Here is a 16,866-nt window from a genome sequence, read left to right as displayed (position 1 = left end):
GGTATTGGATGGGCTGTCTTACCTCCTGCAAGAGGCGGCAAAACTAAAGTCAAACGTTTAAAGCGTCCACCCTTCAATGCACTCTTTTGGGTCAAAACACTTTTAGCTAGGTAGCGCTTTTTATGCCGCTCACCTGTCGATACAGTACCCGCCGTGAGCACGCAAAAAAAACCCGCCATAAAGGCGGGCTTTTTTCCGAACCGCTCTATTAGAGCAGCGGCAACGAGTAGCTGACGATCAGACGGTTTTCGTCTTGGTCGCGCTGGGTAGGCACTCCAGACTGATTAGCTGCTGGTAGGCCGCTACGCAGAGAAGCGTTCTTCCAGGAAACGCCCAGGCCTTTGAAGGTGCCCTGAGGAATAACGTAAGTAACGGTAAAGTCACGTTCCCACTCGCTCTTGTTACCATCACGAGTGTCGATGTCGTCACCTTTCAGATAGACGACACCAGCTGTCAGGCCAGGCACACCTACCGCAGCAAAGTCGTAGGAGTAACGAACCTGCCAAGTGTTTTCACCGGCATGAGCGAACTTGGCGATCTGTGCATCGGTGTTGATGTATGCAGTCGCGCCGCCACCAGTACTGATATAGGGAAAGTCACTGTTACCGTTGGTTACTTGGTAACCTGCTGCAACGGTGTGGCCTTGAATGGTATACGCAAACAGGGCGCTGTAGAGACGATTGTCAACTTTACCCTTCAGACTAGTACCGCCATAATAACCATTAGTGTAATACGCCGTAGTATTGGCGTTTGCACCATCATCTTTACTATTGAAGTAGCGTAGGTCGGTCTTGAAGGTACCTTCGCCCAGCTTGACACTGTGACCCAGACCTAGGAAGTGCTGCTTGTAGAAGTCTTCCAGGTTGCCGTAGTAGTACTGAAGGGTCAGGTCTTTGGTCAGCTGATAGTCGGCACCGGCGTACCAGAACTTGTTTGTGTCTACGCCAGTAGCACCAGCAATCAACAGATTATCGCTGCTACTGGAGCCACGAGTCTTGGTCTTGGAAAGCTGACCAGCGGTAAACGTCAGGTCCTTGATCTCTTTGGATTGAATCTGACCGCCCTGGAAAGTCTGCGGCAAGAGACGGCCGTCGTTAATGGTCACGACCGGTAGCTTGGGAGACAGAGTACCATAACGCAGTTCAGTCTGGGATACTTTAGCCTTTGCAGTCAGGCCCAGGCTGCTGAACTCGTCAACGTAGCTGCCATCGCTTTCAAGCGGGAAACTACCACTTGCGCTAGGGCGACGATCACCTTTACCCGTGCGACCACCGCCATCAAGACGCACCCCAAGCATACCTACAGCATCAACACCCACACCTACAGTACCCTGCGTATAGCCGGACTGGTAGTTGAGCATGAAACCCTGCCCCCACTCCTCGATTTTTGAGGGCTTAGCAGTGCCATTGCGGTTATCTGTGTTGATGTAGAAGTTCCGCATCGAAAGCGTTGCCTTGCTGTCTTCTACGAACCCAGCAGCTTGAGCGGAGGAAAAGGCATACAGAGACAAGCAAGCGCTGGCGACAGCCAGAGCCAAAGGCTTCTTACCCATGAAAATAGATGCTCCAAACTATTTTTGTGTTGCTACTGAACTTATCGGTCGATAAGTTCAGAACTTAAGCGTAGACCACTAGCAACACCGTTTTAACGCTATTTGAAATAAGGTTTCCCCGTCTTATTTCATGTAGCTATTAAAACCGTTATTAGTGACCGGTTCCCTTGCAGGGGAGCAAACTAAATGTAAAAAGGGTTTTCGTCTAGCCCTGGACGATTTGATCTTTACCCTGCCGCTTGGCCTTGTACATAGCCTCGTCAGCACGAGCATAGAGGGCATCGAGCCCTTTGTCGTCTTCCTTGAGAACGGCCAATCCCTGACTGATCGTGACCCGCAAGGGGCCCTGGGGAGTAGGCACCATCAATTGGCGTACCGCTCGTTGCAAGCGTACCCCGATTTGCTCCGCCAGCTCTCGATCACAGCCCGGTAGCAACAGCGCAAACTCTTCTCCACCGATGCGGCCAAACAGGTCGCCCCGGCGGATCATTTGGGCTCCACATTCAGCCACACGCTGAAGCACCAGATCGCCCATCTGGTGACCGAAGCGGTCGTTGATTTTCTTGAAGTCGTCGATATCGAAAAGCAGAAAAGCCAGCGGCTCAGCGGTCGTTTTAGCCAACTCAAAGGCACGCTGTGCGCTTTCGAAGAAGTGACGTCGGTTACTGCTGCGCGTAAGCACGTCAGTTGTCGCCAGGCGCTGGAGTTCTTCCTCCATGCGCTTTTTCTCGGTGATGTCTTCGGCGATACCGACGACCAGCAGCGGCATACCGGCTTCGCTGCGCTGGCTGACGAAGCACTTGTCGCTTAGCCAGCGAATTTCTCCGTCCCCTCGAATAATGCGGTATTCACGGGATTCCATGGCGCCCTGCTGAAGCACCTGGTTAAGCGTTTCCTGAACATATTCGACGTCATCGGGGTAGACGTTATTTATCCAGACGTCGTAGCTGGTCATGGCCAGGGCGATCGGCCGACCAAATACCTGCTCATAGGCAGGGCTTACATAGATGACTTCACCAGTCTGCCAGTTGAGTGCCCACAGAACGGAATTAACGCTTTCCAGCAGAGCGCTAAAGAGTCTTTCACGTTCCCGCAGACGCTCAGCCTCAGCACGCGAATGCAGTAACGCGAGCATTGTTTCATCCGCAGAAAGCGGACCTAGCAGCTGTTCGTCCATAATGTCGCCGTTATATCAATCCAGCAGCATAAGAACATCATTCGGGTTTCCAGTTCCGCTGCCGAAAAGACAAAAGCCCGCCATTTGGCGGGCTTTTGTTCAAGTTTATTTAAGAAAGCGCTGAAGCCGTTGCTGGTCGCAGTGAGTACGTCTTCAAATGCTCTGCAAATTCCTTCAAGGATTGGATGCCACTTGTCTCCGCCTCGACAATCCACTCCTTCATGGCCGCTAGCATGTCATGTCCGTTGGCACTGGTCTTGACCCAGATATGCTGTAATGCCAAACGTTTCTCATAGATCAGTTTGAGCGACTGACTTTGCTCGAGCAGTGATTGAATTGTAGCGTGTTGGCGCTCTTTAAGCAGACTGGTTTCACGAGACAGCAACCGCTTTGCGCTGCGGATCAGCGGCCGCTTGGCTGGATCGGCCGTGCGCCACTCCTGCTTGACCAGGGGAGCGATGACTTGCTTTCGGTACTGCGCCATGATCTGGAAGCGATTGTTGAGAATCGCCATGGCCGTATCCATATCGAGCAGCCCTTTCCCCTCCACGCGATGCGCGATGGGTGCCACGCGATTGACCTTTGCCAGCTTGAGCCAGGAAAAGAGCTTGATCCAGGCCCAGCCCATGTCGAACTCCCACTTCTTGACTGACAGCTTGGCCGAGTTCGGATAGGTATGATGGTTGTTGTGCAGCTCTTCGCCACCAATGATGATGCCCCACGGGATCAGGTTGGTAGCCGCGTCGCGGCACTCGAAATTGCGATAGCCCACCGCATGCCCCAGGCCATTGACCACACCGGCTGCCCAGAAAGGAATCCAGGCCATCTGGATAGCCCAGACGCTTAGTCCGAGCGTACCAAACAGGGCGATGTCGATAAGGAACATGAGCAGAATGCCGCCGTTGGGATAACGGCTGTATACGTTACGCTCGAGCCAGTCGTCCGGGCAGTTCTTGCCGTAGATGCGCAAGGTTTCTTCGTTCTTGGCTTCCTCTTTATAGAGTTCGGCGCCTTTACGAACGACTGTACTGAGTCCTTTGAAAACCGGGCTGTGAGGATCGTCTTCGGTTTCGCATTTAGCGTGGTGCTTACGATGAATGGCTGTCCATTCACGGGTGTTCATGGCCGTGGTCAACCACAGCCAGAAACGGAAAAAGTGCTTGAGCGCGGGATGGAGATCCAGCGAGCGGTGAGCGGAATAACGGTGCAGGTACACCGTGACGCTTACGATGGTGATGTGCGTGAGCACCAGCGTAACCGCGATCAGTTGCCACACTGAAAGATCGAGCAAGCCGTTGTACCACATAGTGCTGCCATTACCTCGGAGGGGGTAAGAATGAATACGCTCAGTGAACAGGCGTTCTCCCATTATTACTAAGTATTTACAGATGTCCACTCATGCTTTTGCTACGAATAATGTCACCGCTCGGCTTTTTAAAACCTTAAAGCATAAGAAAATCACTAAACAGTATTTTAAGAAATAAGCCATTTCCATCACTATGCGCCCACGCCGTTAACACGACATGACGATCAGGAAGACTCCATGAGCGCAACGCCCTTTCGTAGTCTGGATAACCACAACGACACCATTCTTCGCGATATTCAGAACGCCTTGCAGGGCCTGCGCTTCGGCTCGGTCGAGATCACCGTGCATAACGGGCAGGTCGTGCAGATTGAACGCAAGGAAAAGTTTCGCCCACAGCTACCTTCCAATAATAAGGCTTGAACGTCTATGCGACGTTCGTGCCATGCCACCGTCTATCCTAGTAGCCAACTCTAAATAAAAAGTCACAAGGAGCCGTTTCATGTCCATACGCCGTTTCGCTTTGGCCGCGCTGGCCAGCGTATTGATTGCAGGGCCGGCCGCAGCCGCAACGGAACTGTTGAATGTGTCTTACGATCCGACACGTGAGCTGTACCAGGAGTACAACGCGGCGTTCGCCAAGCACTGGAAAAGCGAAACGGGTGAAGCCGTTACCGTCAAAAATTCGCATGGCGGTTCAGGCAAACAGGGGCGCTCGGTGATCGATGGGCTACGGGCGGATGTAGTCACGCTGGCCCTTGCAGGCGATATTGACCAGATCAGCAGCATCGGCAAGCTGTTGCCAGATAATTGGCAGACTCGTCTTCCCGATAACAGCACGCCCTATACTTCGACCATTGTTTTCTTGGTGCGCAAGGGTAACCCGAAAGGTATTCATGACTGGGCCGACCTGACCAAAGAAGGTGTAGAAGTCATTACACCCAATCCGAAAACGTCTGGCGGGGCTCGGTGGAATTTTTTGGCAGCCTGGGCCTGGGCCAAGAAACAGTACGGCACTGACGAGAAGGCACAGGCTTATGTGCAAGACCTCTATAAGCATGTCCCTGTACTGGATACCGGGGCGCGCGGCTCGACCATCACATTCGTGAACAACCAGTTGGGCGACGTGCTCATTGCCTGGGAGAACGAGGCCTTTCTGGCCAAGAAGGAACAAGGCGGCGATCAGTTCGAGATCATCGTGCCGTCGCTGTCCATTCTGGCTGAGCCGCCGGTAGCGGTGGTGGACAAGGTGGTCGATCGCAAGGGGACACGTAAGGTTGCCGAGGCTTACCTGCAGTATCTGTATAGCGAAGAAGGCCAGCGCATTGCCGCGAAGAACTTTTACCGTCCGCGTAACGAGAAGGTGGCTGCCGAGTTTGCCCAGCAGTTTCCGAAGCTTGAACTGGTAACCATCGATGACGCCTTTGGCGGCTGGAAATCGGCGCAGCCCAAATTCTTTAACGATGGCGGGATTTTTGACCAGATCTACCAGGGCCACTGATGCCCGGATGAGCTCCACAGAATGGTCCCGGCTAACCGGGGCCTTTTGCCAGGTCTGCGGGCCTGACTAAGGACACACTATGTCGCGTCGTACTTCCCCGGTCATACCCGGCTTCGGATTGACCCTGGGCTACACCATTGTCTACCTCAGCCTGCTTGTGCTGATTCCGCTCGGGGCCATGTTTGTCCATGCCGCCCAGCTTACGTGGGACCAGTTCTGGGCCATTATTACCGCACCGCGCGTCCTGGCCGCCTTACGCCTGAGCTTTGGCACTGCGTTTGCGTCAGCTGTTATCAACAGTGTTATCGGGATACTGCTGGCCTGGGTACTGGTCCGCTACACCTTTCCCGGACGCAAGATCATCGATGCCATGATCGACCTGCCCTTTGCGTTGCCAACGGCCGTTGCCGGCATTGCCTTAACGGCGCTGTATGCTCCGGCCGGACTTATTGGCAGCCTGCTCCAACCGCTGGGCATCAAGATTGCGTTCACCCCGCTGGGTATCACCCTGGCGCTGGTGTTCGTCACGCTGCCGTTCGTAGTCCGTACCGTGCAGCCTGTGCTGGCGGACATTCCCAAGGAAATTGAAGAAGCGGCAGCCTGCCTCGGCGCCAAGCCGTTGCAGGTGTTTCGTCATGTTCTGTTACCGGCGATTCTTCCAGCGTGGCTGACCGGCTTCGCCCTGGCCTTCGCCCGCGGGGTGGGTGAGTACGGCTCGGTTATCTTCATTGCCGGCAATATGCCGATGAAGACTGAAATCCTGCCCCTGCTGATCATGGTCAAGCTCGATCAATACGACTATACCGGCGCCACGGCCATTGGCGTGATGATGCTGGTGGTGTCGTTCATCCTGCTGCTGGGCATCAACCTGCTGCAGCGCCGCATCGAGCATCCTTGAGGGAACACCATGAATACATCGAATCCATCCTCCCTCAGTGCCACTCGGCGTGGCAGCCCCTGGGGGCGTCGTATCCTGATCACAGCTACCTGGATCGTATTTACACTGTTTCTGTTGCTGCCCTTGTATATCGTCCTGTCGGAAGCTCTGAAAGAGGGGTTCGGCACGTTCTTTAGTGCCATCATCGAGCCAGATGCCTTGTCGGCTCTGAAACTGACGCTCATTGCAACTGGTATATCGCTACCACTGAACGTGGTGTTTGGCGTGGCGGCGGCCTGGTGCGTGAGCAAGTACGAGTTTCGTGGCAAGAGCATCCTGGTCACGTTGATCGATCTGCCCTTCTCCGTTTCGCCGGTCATTGCTGGCCTGGTGTATGTACTGCTCTTCGGGGCGCAGGGACTGCTGGGCCCATGGCTGCAGGATCACGATATTCAGATCATCTTTGCCGTACCTGGAATCGTGCTGGCGACCCTGTTCGTGACCTTTCCTTTCGTTGCCCGCGAACTGATCCCGTTGATGCAGGAGCAAGGCACGCAGGAAGAGGAAGCCGCGCGGCTGCTGGGCGCCAACGGCTGGCAGATGTTCTGGCATGTCACCCTGCCCAACATCAAATGGGGCCTGATCTATGGCGTGGTGCTGTGTAACGCACGTGCCATGGGTGAGTTTGGTGCGGTATCGGTCGTATCCGGCCATATCCGTGGCGTAACCAACACCCTGCCGTTGCATGTCGAGATCCTTTATAACGAATATAACCATGTGGCCGCGTTCAGCGTGGCCTCGCTGCTGCTGGCCCTGGCCCTGCTGACCCTGCTGCTCAAGCAATGGAGCGAAAGCCGCCTCGCCAACCAGAACAGCACTCAGGAGACGCATTGATGAGCATCGAAATCCGTAACGTCAGCAAGCGCTTCGGTGCTTTCCAGGCCTTGAATGACATCAACCTTGATATCCAGAGCGGTGAACTGGTCGCCCTGCTAGGCCCTTCCGGTTGCGGCAAGACTACCCTGCTCCGGATCATCGCCGGCCTGGAAACACCGGACAACGGTAACATTGTCTTTCATGGCGAAGATGTCTCCGACCGTGACGTGCGGGATCGGAACGTAGGCTTTGTCTTCCAGCATTACGCCCTGTTCCGCCACATGACCGTGTTCAACAACGTGGCGTTTGGCCTGCGCATGAAGCCCAAGCGCGAACGGCCCAGCGAGAAAGTGATCGCCGAAAAGGTCCATGAACTCCTGAACATGGTTCAGTTGGACTGGCTGGCCGACCGCTACCCTGAGCAGCTGTCCGGCGGCCAACGTCAGCGGATCGCCCTGGCGCGTGCGCTGGCGGTAGAGCCGAAGATTCTGTTGCTCGACGAACCCTTCGGCGCACTGGATGCCAAGGTTCGGAAGGAACTGCGCCGCTGGCTGGCCCGTCTGCATGAAGAAATCAACCTGACATCCGTTTTCGTCACCCATGACCAGGAAGAAGCCATGGAAGTGGCGGATCGTATCGTGGTCATGAACAAGGGCGTGATTCAGCAGATTGGCTCGCCGGGCGAGGTCTATGAGCAGCCCGCCAGTGACTTTGTCTACCATTTCCTGGGCGACTCGAACCGCTTGCAGGTTAATGGCTCGGAGATCATGTTCCGCCCCCACGAAGTCTCCATCAGCCGGGAGGCACTCACAGGGCATCAGCCTGCCGAAGTCCGTGATGTTCGCCCGCTGGGTGCGACCACACGGGTGACGCTACGCGTGAATGGTCAGGATGAGCTGATCGAGGCGGAGGTCATCAAGGATCACGATAGCCTCATTGGCTTGCATAAAGGCGATGCCTTGTATTTCCGCCCCACCGTCAGCTGATCCTTACTATGAAAGCAGTCAACCGTTGCCCGGCTGGCTGCTTTTTTATCGCCTGCTATAAATAGATCGCACCGCGCGTATTCACATACAGCGAATAAAGCGAGTGGCTGCTCGCCATGAAGAGGCGGTTACCGTTCAAGCCACCGAAGCATAGATTCGGGCAGCGCTCCGGCAAACGGATATGACCGATCGCCTTGCCGGCCGGGTTGAAGACCATCACGCCGTCCAGCTCCTCCGGCTTGGCCTCCGGGACACCTGGACTTCCCCAGCCACACCAGAGGTTGCCGTCTTCGTCGCACTTGATACCGTCCAGTGCCCCGTAATTTACACCTTCGATATGCTTGCGCCGCTCACCTAACGTACCGTCATCGTTGACCACATACGCCCAGACCAGACGGTTCGGCTTGGCACGCCCCTCGACCACATACAGGGCCTTTTCATCTGGCGAGAAGCACAGGCCATTAGGCCCTGCCAGATTATCGATCACCCGCGTGACCGCTCCCGTCTTGCCATCGATGCGGTAAACCCCATGAGGCAGCTCGGTCTGGACCTTATGCCCTTCATAGTTACTGTCGGCCTGGAACGGTGGATCGGTAAACCAGATGGAGTCGTCACGCTTCACAGCAATATCGTTCGGCGAGTTGAAGCGCTTGCCTTCGAACTGATCCGCCAGAACAGTGATGCGACCGTCGTATTCCATCCGCGTGATGCGGCGGCCTTCGTGGGTAGTGGTTGACCCTTCGCAGATCAACAGGCGGCCCTGACGATCCCGACACAAACCGTTGGAGTAATTAGAAGAATCACGGAAAACACTCAGGCCACCGGTGATCTCGTCCCACCGCATGATGCGGTTATTGGGAATATCACTAACCAGCAGATACCGGCCATCACCAAACCAGACCGGCCCTTCGAGCCAGCGCATGCCGGTGCCGAGCCTTTCAATGCTGGCGTTGAAAATACGGTATTTGAGAAAGCTCTCATCCAGTACCTGGACCAGCGGATCCGGGTAACGCTCACTGAGCGGTTCGGGGCTTGCGGCTTCTGCAAGACCGAAGCGCCCCAGGGTTACAGAGGCGGCCGAAAGGACGAGCGATGTTTTGAGAAAGCGCCTACGGGTATCGTCAGCCGTAGCGCCATGCTGCTGTTGATCAGCCATGGGGGCATTACTCCTTGTTCTTATTATGGATAGCCTGCCGAAACGTGGCGACGGGCATGTCATCCTCCCGACAGCAACGCCCACATTGGCCGCTCGTGCTGCATACAGCACAGGAGCATTCGAAGAGGAAAGACAGACTCTAGACAAGTCATCGTATGACCTGCAAGGAAAAGGCTGCAGAACGCCTCACAAAGCGGCCTAAAGGCTCTAAATCAGTGCCTCAAATCATCAGACAACTTCTTTCCAGACAATAAAAACCGCCGCGAAAGCGGCGGTTCTTGTCATGCTGCAGATCAGGCCAGTTCGTCGAAGCACTCGCCGATAATGCTAATACCACGCTGCAGGTCTTCATCGCTGACGGTCAGCGGAACCAGGATGCGCAGTACGTTCCCGTAGGTGCCGCAGCTGAGCATGATCAGGTTCTTTTCACGGGCACGAACCACTATCTGGCTGGCCAGTGCACCGTTGGGCTTGTGGACGTCACCGTCCTCACCCAGCTCGACCGCAATCATGGCACCCAGGCCACGCACATCGACAATCGCCTTGTGCTTGGCAGCAATGGCCTTGAGGCCTGCCGTCAGCTGCTCGCCCACAGCCTTGGAGCGGTCCAGCAGCTTCTCTTCCTCAAACGCATCGATGACAGCCAATGCCGCCGCACACGCCAGCGGGTTACCGGCATAAGTACCGCCCAGGCCGCCAGCGCCCACGGAATCCATCACAGTCGCGCGGCCCGTAACGCCCGATAGCGGGAAGCCACCCGCGATAGACTTGGCAAAGGTGACCAGATCAGCATCAACGCCCATCTGCTCCATCGCGAAGAAAGTACCGGTACGGCCCGCACCCGATTGAACCTCATCGGCAATCAGCAGGATGCCATGGTCGTCGCACAGCTTGCGCAGGCAAACCATAAATTCTTTCGGCGCCGCATAGAAACCGCCTTCGCCCTGTACCGGCTCAAGAATGATCGCTGCGATATCACCCGGCTGTGCGTCGTTCTTGAACACACGCTCTACGCTCGCAATGGCATCGTCCACGGTGATGCCATGCAGCTCACAAGGGTATAGGGCACGGAATACACCGCCCGGCATCAGCCCCATGCCAGCCGAGTAAGGAGCGACCTTGCCGGTAAGCGACAGAGTCATCATGGTACGGCCGTGGTAGGCGCTGGTAAACGCGATGACACCGGCGCGTTGAGTGGCTGCACGGGCGATCTTTACCGCATTTTCAACGGCTTCAGAGCCTGAGTTGAACAGTGCAGTCTTTTTGGGGAAGTTGCCTGGCACCAGCTGGTTGAGCTTTTCGCAAAGGGCGACATAGGGCTCATACGCCAGCACCTGGAAACAGGTATGGGACACCTTTTTCAGCTGCTCCTGTACGGCCGCCACAACCTTGGGATGCAGATGGCCGGTATTCAGCACAGCGATACCGCCAGCAAAATCCAGGTATTCGTTGCCTTCGACGTCCCATACCTTGGCATTCTCGGCGCGGTCGACAAAGATCGGGTGAGTCTGTCCAACGCCACGGGGTACAGCGGCGTTACGGCGATGCATCAGGGAAGCGTTTGTATCAGTCATGGTGTCCTCTTGAGCTGCTCATCGTCAGCCAGATAGGGAGTAAAAGCGAGCACCGGTCGCAGGGCAGCATACGATGATCGACTGCCAACAACGCCAGCCACTCGCCGGAGGTAGCGCGTTATCACACTGCTCGCCCAAGGCGATGACACCCTGAGCGAGGGAACCACAAGACGACTACCGGAAAACTGGTTTGGCCTTGGGCCAACCGGGGTCAGACAGCCATCAACGTCTGTTAACCAGACGCCGTGGCGATCAAACACCCAGGCAGAGGTATTTGATTTCCAGATAGTCTTCCATACCGTACTTGGAGCCTTCACGGCCCAGGCCGGACGACTTCACGCCACCGAACGGTGCCACTTCGGTAGAGATCAGGCCGGTGTTGATACCTACCATGCCAGACTCCAGCGCCTCAGCCACACGGAAGACGCGGGACAGGTCGCGGGCATAGAAGTACGCGGCCAGACCGAACTCGGTATCGTTCGCACGGGCGATGGCTTCTTCTTCCGTCTTGAAGCGGAACAGCGGCGCCAGCGGTCCGAAGGTTTCTTCCTTCGAGACCTTGGCGTCTGCCGGTACGTTGATCATGATGGTCGGCTCAAAGTAGCTGCCGCCCAGCTGGTGAGCCTTGCCGCCTGTGATCACTTGAGCACCGTGGGACACGGCGTCCTCGATGTGCTCCTTGACCTTGGCAGCCGCCTTGTCGTCGATGAGCGGGCCAATGGCTACGCCCTCTTCCAGGCCGTTACCCACTTTGAGCTTCTCGACCGCTGCCTTGAATTTCTCGGCAAACGCGTCGTACACGCCATCCTGTACATAAATACGGTTGACGCAGACACAAGTCTGGCCCGCATTGCGATACTTGGAGATGAGCGCGCCCTGAACGGCGGCATCCAAATCGGCATCGTCAAATACAATGAACGGTGCGTTGCCACCCAGCTCCAGAGACACCTTCTTAATGCCTGGGGAGCACTGCTCCATCAGCTTGGCTCCAATCTCGGTAGAGCCAGTGAAGGACAGCTTACGAACGGTCGGGTTGCTGGTCAGCTCGGCGCCGATTTCGGACGCGCTGCCTGTAACCACGCTCAGTACCCCTTTTGGAATACCGGCACGCTCGGCCAGCTCGGCCATGGCCAGTGCGGTGAATGGCGTCTGGCTGGCAGGTTTGATGACCATGGTGCAACCGGCTGCCAGGGCAGGACCGGCTTTACGGGTGATCATGGCGGCCGGGAAGTTCCAGGGCGTAATCGCCGCAGTCACGCCAATCGGCTGCTTGATAACGATAATGCGCTTGTCCGCCTGATGGCCGGGGATGGTATCGCCATAAACACGCTTGGCTTCTTCAGCAAACCACTCAATAAAGGATGCGGCATAAGTGATCTCGCCCTTGGCTTCAGCCAGTGGCTTGCCCTGCTCCAGCGTCATCAGGCGACCCAGGTCGTCCTGGTTCTCGATCATCAGCTCAAACCAGCGACGCAGCTTCTGCGAACGCTCCTTGGCCGTCAGATCACGCCAGGCCGGCAGGGCGCGCTCGGCTGCCTCGATGGCGCGCTTGGTTTCCGCGCGGCCCATCTTCGGTACTGTTCCCAGGGTTTCGCCCGTGGCCGGGTTGCCTACGTTGATCGTCTGGCCGCCGTCGGCATCCATCCAGGCTCCATCAATGTAAGCCTGCTGTCGGAACAGTGAAGCATCTTTCAATTGCATGAAGGTCTCCTCGAAGAGATTTCAGGTCGACGGGGCCACTTTATTAAGCCCCGCTGACAATATTCTGAATGGGAAAGGCAACAGCGCTTTCCGTTCAACTCTTTTATCGCGAATCGATAACCATCCCTCACCCTGAATTGAAAGGGTTATGAAGAGGCAATGATTGGCGGTACACAGCGGAACACGGCCCATCGCCGGACGGGCCGATGGATGACACAGCGAACGTCTGCCAAAGCGAAGCGGCAAGCGTTCAAAATCTCAAACGCATGCTAGGCTTCCGCTAACATAAGCGCAATATGTGTTCGATAAAAACAACGAACGCTGCTTTATAGAAGAAATAAACCGTCAGAGAAGCTACGAAGCCAACCCGCTGATTTTGCTTGGAAACACGAACGCGCAACAGGGCATGGACGTTCCGCCTCGAGATGCGTATCATGTCGCCCTCGTAACGCATCCGTAGCTCAGCTGGATAGAGTACTGCCCTCCGAAGGCAGGGGTCGTGGGTTCGAATCCCGCCGGATGCGCCAGATGATAGTTTCTAGTTGTCTCCTGATGACTACGAAACACCGCAAGAAGCCCGCCCCGTGCGGGCTTTCTTGTTTCTGGCTGTCTCACGTTGTATCCCCTTATACTGACCCTTCGTGTATCCCGTGGTGTATCCCCGGGAAAAATTCGAACTCAAGGGATACAAGGAAAGTGAAAAGGACTGAAATCAAGCGCCGCCCGCTCAGCGATACAACCATCGCTGGCCTTGAGCCTGAAACCAAGGAGTATCGGGAGTTAGACGGTAGCGGCCTTTACTTACGTGTCAAACCAGACGGTCAGAAATCTTGGCAGCTCCGCTATAAAAACCAGCAAGGAAAATGGAGTTGGCTAGGCCTCGGAGGCTATCCGCAGGTCAGTGGCGTGTTGGCTAGAAAAAAAGCCGCCGAGCTGCGTAAAGAAATATCTCAAGGCGAAGATCCGCAGATCACAAAAAAAGCGCGACAGGCAGCAGAGTTAGCAGCTGCTACGAACACTTTCGAGACTCTTGCGCGTGAATGGATAGACGTGCGGCGTCCGGGCTGGGAGCCAAGCACAGCCAAACGTACGATAGGCGCGCTAGAACTGCATGTGTTTCCTGTTATGGGTAAGCGAATCTATACGGAAATTCATCCGATGGAGTGGATGGAATTTCTACGTACTTTGGAAAAAAAAGGCATTATCGAGCAGATGAAGCGCGTCAGACGCTCCTGCAAAGAGATATACGATCTAGCCAGGGTTACCGGACGAGCTATCCATAATCCTCTAGAAGGCCTCAATCGCTTTCTACAGACGCGAACGGCTGAGAGCTACGCACATGTATCCCCTAAAGAGCTACCGGGCCTTCTGCGGGCTATAAGCGCCTATCCGCATGCCATAGATATACGGTTAGGCCTACGCCTTTTGATGTTAACCGGCGTACGCCCAAGCGAGCTACGCGAAGCGCCTTGGGCAGAATTCGACCTTAAAAAAGCTCTATGGAGCATTCCGGCAGCCCGAATGAAAAAGCGCCGAGATCATTTGGTCCCGCTTTCACGGCAAGCAATCGAAGCATTAAGCGAGTTACAAAAGCTTAGTGGGCATTACGCCCTGCTCTTTCCAGGCAGGAACGACCGGAAAAAACCTCGGAGTAATATGGCCTTCAACATGGCTCTTCGACGAATGGGTTATGAGGGTAGGCAAACTGGTCACGGATTCAGGCACATCGCCTCAACAACACTTCGTGAGCATGGTTTTCCTAAAGAGTATGTTGAGGCCCAGCTTGCTCACACTGAGGAAGGCGTAGCTGGTGTTTACAACAAGGCGATTTACCTTGAGCAACGTCGACAGATGATGCAGTGGTACGCCGATCATTTAGATGCCCTTGAAAAAGGCAACGTCGTTCAAGTCGACCTCAATCGCATGGCTTAACCGTATGAGTAATTACGCATTTAGAGACTGGCTGACAATCAGCCAAGCAGCTGAGTGGCTTTCAGATATGTCTGGTAGACCCTTTAGCCAAGAGGACATCTGGAGAGGTATTCGTAAAGATTACCTACAGGCTTACTACTATCCACAGGGATCAGAGCAACTTGGACTCTATACCGATATACAGTCCCCTCTGAACGAGTATTACAACCCTAACCTTCGTAATCCTGTAACGAGTGCGGAACTGTTCTGCATGTTCGTTGGCCCCGTTCCTTTTTACTCTTATGAAGAGTTTCGGATGGGGCTGAAATCAAAACTCCCTCATCCGTTAGGCATTAAAGTTATAGATGAAGATAACTGCATCTATGCTTGCTTTCGCGTCGGCGACGATGACCAGCCGTTGTCCTTAGACGCTGTGGACTACCATATCCTGATAAACATGGAAGACCTTGAAGCATGCTTAGCTACACTGCCTAAACATGTAAAAAGCCCAAGAAAACATGTGCACATTTCAGCATCACACACAAATGCATCTCAGGAAAAGCCATCTGCTGATGATCCTTATGCCTTCCTAAGCGAACTTCCTACACTCGCGTTGAGCACAGCCCCTCGCGCCGGAATGTTTGATCCTGATATAGACATTGAAGAGCCTGAGAATGAGGCATCGACTAAAGAAGTTCCTGCTCTTAAGGCATTGGGCATTCTGGCTCACTTGGTCGCCGATCTATCCGAAAAGCTAGACCAACATGAACAAGTACCAAGTAAGCAATTAGGACTAAAAAAGGCTGGAAGGCCGATAGTAAGAAGTATTGCAGAACAAATGTCGGCTACAGCAAAGCAGCTCAACTTTGAAGGTCATGGCTCAGGTGCAAGTGGCTTTGCAGGTAACCTTGGCAAGGCACTAAAGCAGCTTCAATAATTCGATTTAGAAATTTCTAAATTCTAAATTTCTGATTTTTATCTTCTCTAAAGGCATCTTGTCTCCGTGGATTTATGACGTACCACGGAGACAAAAATGCACCTCAATCTATCTTCATCGAATACCAGCTTGTGGACACCAAAACAGGCAGCCTCCGAACTTGGCGTGTCTGTTCGCACACTAGCAACTTGGCGTAGTACAGGCCGCCATACCCTTCCGTATGCAAAGGTAGGCCGCCTTGTCCGCTATCGCGAGCAAGACGTGCGCGCATGGCTATTTAGCCGCCTGCATAACGGCACCGTCCCTGTGGAAGGAGCGGTCAACTAATGCAGCGACCAGCGACTAAGCCTAAAGCTAATCATCATCAAATGGACACTTGTAAAACTGAGTCTTACAACCTCCGTTCGTTTTGTTCTTCTACGAGCCAGGGGATGCTTGAGCAGTCTTTTAAAGGAGTTTATTCACCGATGACTATCAGCTCAGGCCCAACACAGAAAAATAGCTCAAAGCGTCGTTGTCCGGACTGTGGCGCCTCGCTAATTAAGCGCAGTTCTTCAAGCCAACACCTGTTGATGTCATCAACGTTTCTGGTTTGCAAAAATGTTGTGTGTGGAGCTACGTTTGCTGGAGTGGACGAAATTACTCATCGCCTTAGCCCGCCTAGCCGCCCAAATCCTGATGTAGAGCTTCCTTATGCACCAAGCGCTATACGTCGTGGAGTACTTAGTGTGCTTGGTATTACTACCGAGACCGAGCAGTACTCAACGTCATTGGCTCCGATAGCGAGTTTGCACAGGGTACAGCAATGAACACTCAAGCAATTTCAGTCCGTATTGCCTGTGACCCTGCCGTAACCCTCATACGCATGCCTGAAGTTTTATCCCTGACAGGTTTAGCTAGGCCTACGGTTTACAAGCTCATTCAACGCGACCCGAGCTTTCCAAGGCCTGTGAAACTCAGCGACAGCACCGCAAGAAATGCACCTGTAGCGTTCGTTTTGGGAGAAGTGCATGCATGGATTCAAGGCCGAATCGCAGCGAGAGCTAGGCCAGTATGAAGAGCATCAAGGCGTTTAAGCCCATTGGGCAGTTAACCCTGGGAAATCGATTGCTGCGGCGTCGTGAAGTTGAACAAAAGACAGGCAAAAGCCGAGCAGCTATTTATGAGGCGATTCGCCTAGGAACATTTCCCGAGCCTGTAGCTATTGGAACAAATAGCGTGGCATGGCTAGAGGCTGAAATAGATCAGTGGATTGCCGACCGGCTAGCTGAACGTAACCGGGCACGCGCAAAAAACTAGTCCATATGTAGGAAAC

Annotated in this window: 17 protein-coding genes and 1 tRNA gene; 12 read left to right on the top strand and 6 right to left on the bottom strand. The window is 54.5% G+C overall.

The annotated features are described in order from the left end of the window. Positions 1-208: 208 nt before the first annotated feature. From EAW52_RS05450 to desA, 3 genes are all read right to left on the bottom strand, one after another. Positions 209-1,552 (bottom strand): OprD family porin, encoded by a 1,344-nt coding sequence (locus tag EAW52_RS05450; RefSeq protein ID WP_122041709.1) that lies wholly within the window; start codon positions 1,550-1,552, stop codon positions 209-211. 205 nt (positions 1,553-1,757) lie between these two features. Next, positions 1,758-2,729 carry a sensor domain-containing diguanylate cyclase gene (locus EAW52_RS05445; RefSeq protein WP_122041708.1) on the bottom strand — a complete coding sequence of 324 codons (972 nt, stop codon included), beginning with the start codon at positions 2,727-2,729 and terminating at the stop codon, positions 1,758-1,760. A gap of 109 nt (positions 2,730-2,838) precedes the next feature. Next, positions 2,839-4,035, bottom strand: coding sequence for a delta-9 fatty acid desaturase DesA (gene desA / locus EAW52_RS05440; protein ID WP_074822220.1), 1,197 nt, complete (start codon positions 4,033-4,035; stop codon positions 2,839-2,841). A 237-nt stretch (positions 4,036-4,272) separates the two neighbouring features. On the opposite strand from desA, the gene oscA reads away from it, so the two are divergent. The 5 genes from oscA to EAW52_RS05415 all read left to right on the top strand — a co-directional run bounded on the left by oscA (position 4,273) and on the right by EAW52_RS05415 (position 8,272). Beyond that, positions 4,273-4,455 (top strand): sulfur starvation response protein OscA, encoded by a 183-nt coding sequence (oscA, locus tag EAW52_RS05435; protein ID WP_122041707.1) that lies wholly within the window; start codon positions 4,273-4,275, stop codon positions 4,453-4,455. A gap of 79 nt (positions 4,456-4,534) precedes the next feature. After that, the gene (locus EAW52_RS05430; protein ID WP_122041706.1) at positions 4,535-5,533 is read left to right on the top strand and encodes a sulfate ABC transporter substrate-binding protein; all 999 of its coding nucleotides are present in this window, start codon (positions 4,535-4,537) and stop codon (positions 5,531-5,533) included. Positions 5,534-5,612: 79 nt separating this feature from the next. Further along, positions 5,613-6,431 carry a sulfate ABC transporter permease subunit CysT gene (gene cysT / locus EAW52_RS05425; RefSeq protein ID WP_010795678.1) on the top strand — a complete coding sequence of 273 codons (819 nt, stop codon included), beginning with the start codon at positions 5,613-5,615 and terminating at the stop codon, positions 6,429-6,431. A 9-nt stretch (positions 6,432-6,440) separates the two neighbouring features. Then, complete coding sequence (gene cysW, locus EAW52_RS05420; protein WP_122041705.1) at positions 6,441-7,304, top strand: sulfate ABC transporter permease subunit CysW; 864 nt, start codon at positions 6,441-6,443, stop codon at positions 7,302-7,304. Next, entirely contained in the window at positions 7,304-8,272 is a 969-nt protein-coding gene (locus EAW52_RS05415; RefSeq protein ID WP_122041704.1) for a sulfate/molybdate ABC transporter ATP-binding protein, read from the top strand. Before cysW ends, EAW52_RS05415 begins: the two co-directional genes overlap by 1 nt. A 55-nt stretch (positions 8,273-8,327) precedes the next feature. Here EAW52_RS05415 and EAW52_RS05410 read toward each other — a convergent pair whose 3' ends face one another. The 3 genes from EAW52_RS05410 to gabD form a co-directional block, all read right to left on the bottom strand. Further along, on the bottom strand, positions 8,328-9,428 hold the full coding sequence (locus EAW52_RS05410) for an SMP-30/gluconolactonase/LRE family protein (protein WP_122041703.1): 1,101 nt from the start codon (positions 9,426-9,428) through the stop codon (positions 8,328-8,330). Between the two features lie 293 nt (positions 9,429-9,721). Beyond that, a complete protein-coding gene (gene gabT / locus EAW52_RS05405) occupies positions 9,722-11,002 on the bottom strand; it encodes a 4-aminobutyrate--2-oxoglutarate transaminase (RefSeq protein WP_122041702.1) in 1,281 nt (426 codons plus the stop codon). A gap of 252 nt (positions 11,003-11,254) precedes the next feature. Continuing rightward, a complete protein-coding gene (gene gabD, locus EAW52_RS05400) occupies positions 11,255-12,703 on the bottom strand; it encodes an NADP-dependent succinate-semialdehyde dehydrogenase (protein WP_010795683.1) in 1,449 nt (482 codons plus the stop codon). Positions 12,704-13,153: 450 nt separating this feature from the next. On the opposite strand from gabD, the gene EAW52_RS05395 reads away from it, so the two are divergent. From EAW52_RS05395 to EAW52_RS05365, 7 genes are all read left to right on the top strand, one after another. Further along, a tRNA-Arg gene (locus EAW52_RS05395) sits at positions 13,154-13,230 on the top strand. A gap of 169 nt (positions 13,231-13,399) precedes the next feature. After that, on the top strand, positions 13,400-14,635 hold the full coding sequence (locus tag EAW52_RS05390) for a tyrosine-type recombinase/integrase (protein WP_162997594.1): 1,236 nt from the start codon (positions 13,400-13,402) through the stop codon (positions 14,633-14,635). A 4-nt stretch (positions 14,636-14,639) separates the two neighbouring features. Beyond that, a complete protein-coding gene (locus tag EAW52_RS05385; RefSeq protein ID WP_122041700.1) occupies positions 14,640-15,551 on the top strand; it encodes a hypothetical protein in 912 nt (303 codons plus the stop codon). A 96-nt stretch (positions 15,552-15,647) separates the two neighbouring features. Further along, positions 15,648-15,878, top strand: coding sequence for a helix-turn-helix domain-containing protein (locus EAW52_RS05380; RefSeq protein WP_122041699.1), 231 nt, complete (start codon positions 15,648-15,650; stop codon positions 15,876-15,878). Further along, positions 15,878-16,360, top strand: coding sequence for an ogr/Delta-like zinc finger family protein (locus EAW52_RS05375; RefSeq protein WP_305955126.1), 483 nt, complete (start codon positions 15,878-15,880; stop codon positions 16,358-16,360). The genes EAW52_RS05380 and EAW52_RS05375 overlap by 1 nt, the downstream gene beginning before the upstream one ends. Beyond that, complete coding sequence (locus tag EAW52_RS05370; RefSeq protein ID WP_122041698.1) at positions 16,357-16,608, top strand: AlpA family transcriptional regulator; 252 nt, start codon at positions 16,357-16,359, stop codon at positions 16,606-16,608. The genes EAW52_RS05375 and EAW52_RS05370 overlap by 4 nt, the downstream gene beginning before the upstream one ends. Then, on the top strand, positions 16,605-16,850 hold the full coding sequence (locus EAW52_RS05365; RefSeq protein ID WP_122041697.1) for an AlpA family transcriptional regulator: 246 nt from the start codon (positions 16,605-16,607) through the stop codon (positions 16,848-16,850). Before EAW52_RS05370 ends, EAW52_RS05365 begins: the two co-directional genes overlap by 4 nt. Positions 16,851-16,866 lie beyond the last annotated feature (16 nt).

This window comes from Pseudomonas sp. LTJR-52 (genome assembly GCF_003691465.1).
Taxonomy (GTDB): domain Bacteria; phylum Pseudomonadota; class Gammaproteobacteria; order Pseudomonadales; family Pseudomonadaceae; genus Chryseomonas; species Chryseomonas luteola.
The sequence above is the reverse complement of the archived record's forward strand: the minus strand, read 5'-3'. Positions and strand labels throughout refer to the sequence as shown.

Excerpts from the sequence above, each read along its gene's own strand:
- desA (WP_074822220.1), bottom strand. The coding sequence starts at position 4,035 with ATGTGGTACAACGGCTTGCTCGATCTTTCAGTGTGGCAACTGATCGCG.
- EAW52_RS05375 (WP_305955126.1), top strand. The coding sequence starts at position 15,878 with ATGCAGCGACCAGCGACTAAGCCTAAAGCTAATCATCATCAAATGGAC.
- EAW52_RS05370 (WP_122041698.1), top strand. The coding sequence starts at position 16,357 with ATGAACACTCAAGCAATTTCAGTCCGTATTGCCTGTGACCCTGCCGTA.
- EAW52_RS05380 (WP_122041699.1), top strand. The coding sequence starts at position 15,648 with ATGCACCTCAATCTATCTTCATCGAATACCAGCTTGTGGACACCAAAA.
- cysW (WP_122041705.1), top strand. The coding sequence starts at position 6,441 with ATGAATACATCGAATCCATCCTCCCTCAGTGCCACTCGGCGTGGCAGC.
- gabT (WP_122041702.1), bottom strand. The coding sequence starts at position 11,002 with ATGACTGATACAAACGCTTCCCTGATGCATCGCCGTAACGCCGCTGTA.
- EAW52_RS05385 (WP_122041700.1), top strand. The coding sequence starts at position 14,640 with ATGAGTAATTACGCATTTAGAGACTGGCTGACAATCAGCCAAGCAGCT.
- EAW52_RS05430 (WP_122041706.1), top strand. The coding sequence starts at position 4,535 with ATGTCCATACGCCGTTTCGCTTTGGCCGCGCTGGCCAGCGTATTGATT.
- EAW52_RS05365 (WP_122041697.1), top strand. The coding sequence starts at position 16,605 with ATGAAGAGCATCAAGGCGTTTAAGCCCATTGGGCAGTTAACCCTGGGA.
- EAW52_RS05450 (WP_122041709.1), bottom strand. The coding sequence starts at position 1,552 with ATGGGTAAGAAGCCTTTGGCTCTGGCTGTCGCCAGCGCTTGCTTGTCT.
- EAW52_RS05410 (WP_122041703.1), bottom strand. The coding sequence starts at position 9,428 with ATGGCTGATCAACAGCAGCATGGCGCTACGGCTGACGATACCCGTAGG.
- EAW52_RS05415 (WP_122041704.1), top strand. The coding sequence starts at position 7,304 with ATGAGCATCGAAATCCGTAACGTCAGCAAGCGCTTCGGTGCTTTCCAG.
- cysT (WP_010795678.1), top strand. The coding sequence starts at position 5,613 with ATGTCGCGTCGTACTTCCCCGGTCATACCCGGCTTCGGATTGACCCTG.
- gabD (WP_010795683.1), bottom strand. The coding sequence starts at position 12,703 with ATGCAATTGAAAGATGCTTCACTGTTCCGACAGCAGGCTTACATTGAT.
- oscA (WP_122041707.1), top strand. The coding sequence starts at position 4,273 with ATGAGCGCAACGCCCTTTCGTAGTCTGGATAACCACAACGACACCATT.
- EAW52_RS05445 (WP_122041708.1), bottom strand. The coding sequence starts at position 2,729 with ATGGACGAACAGCTGCTAGGTCCGCTTTCTGCGGATGAAACAATGCTC.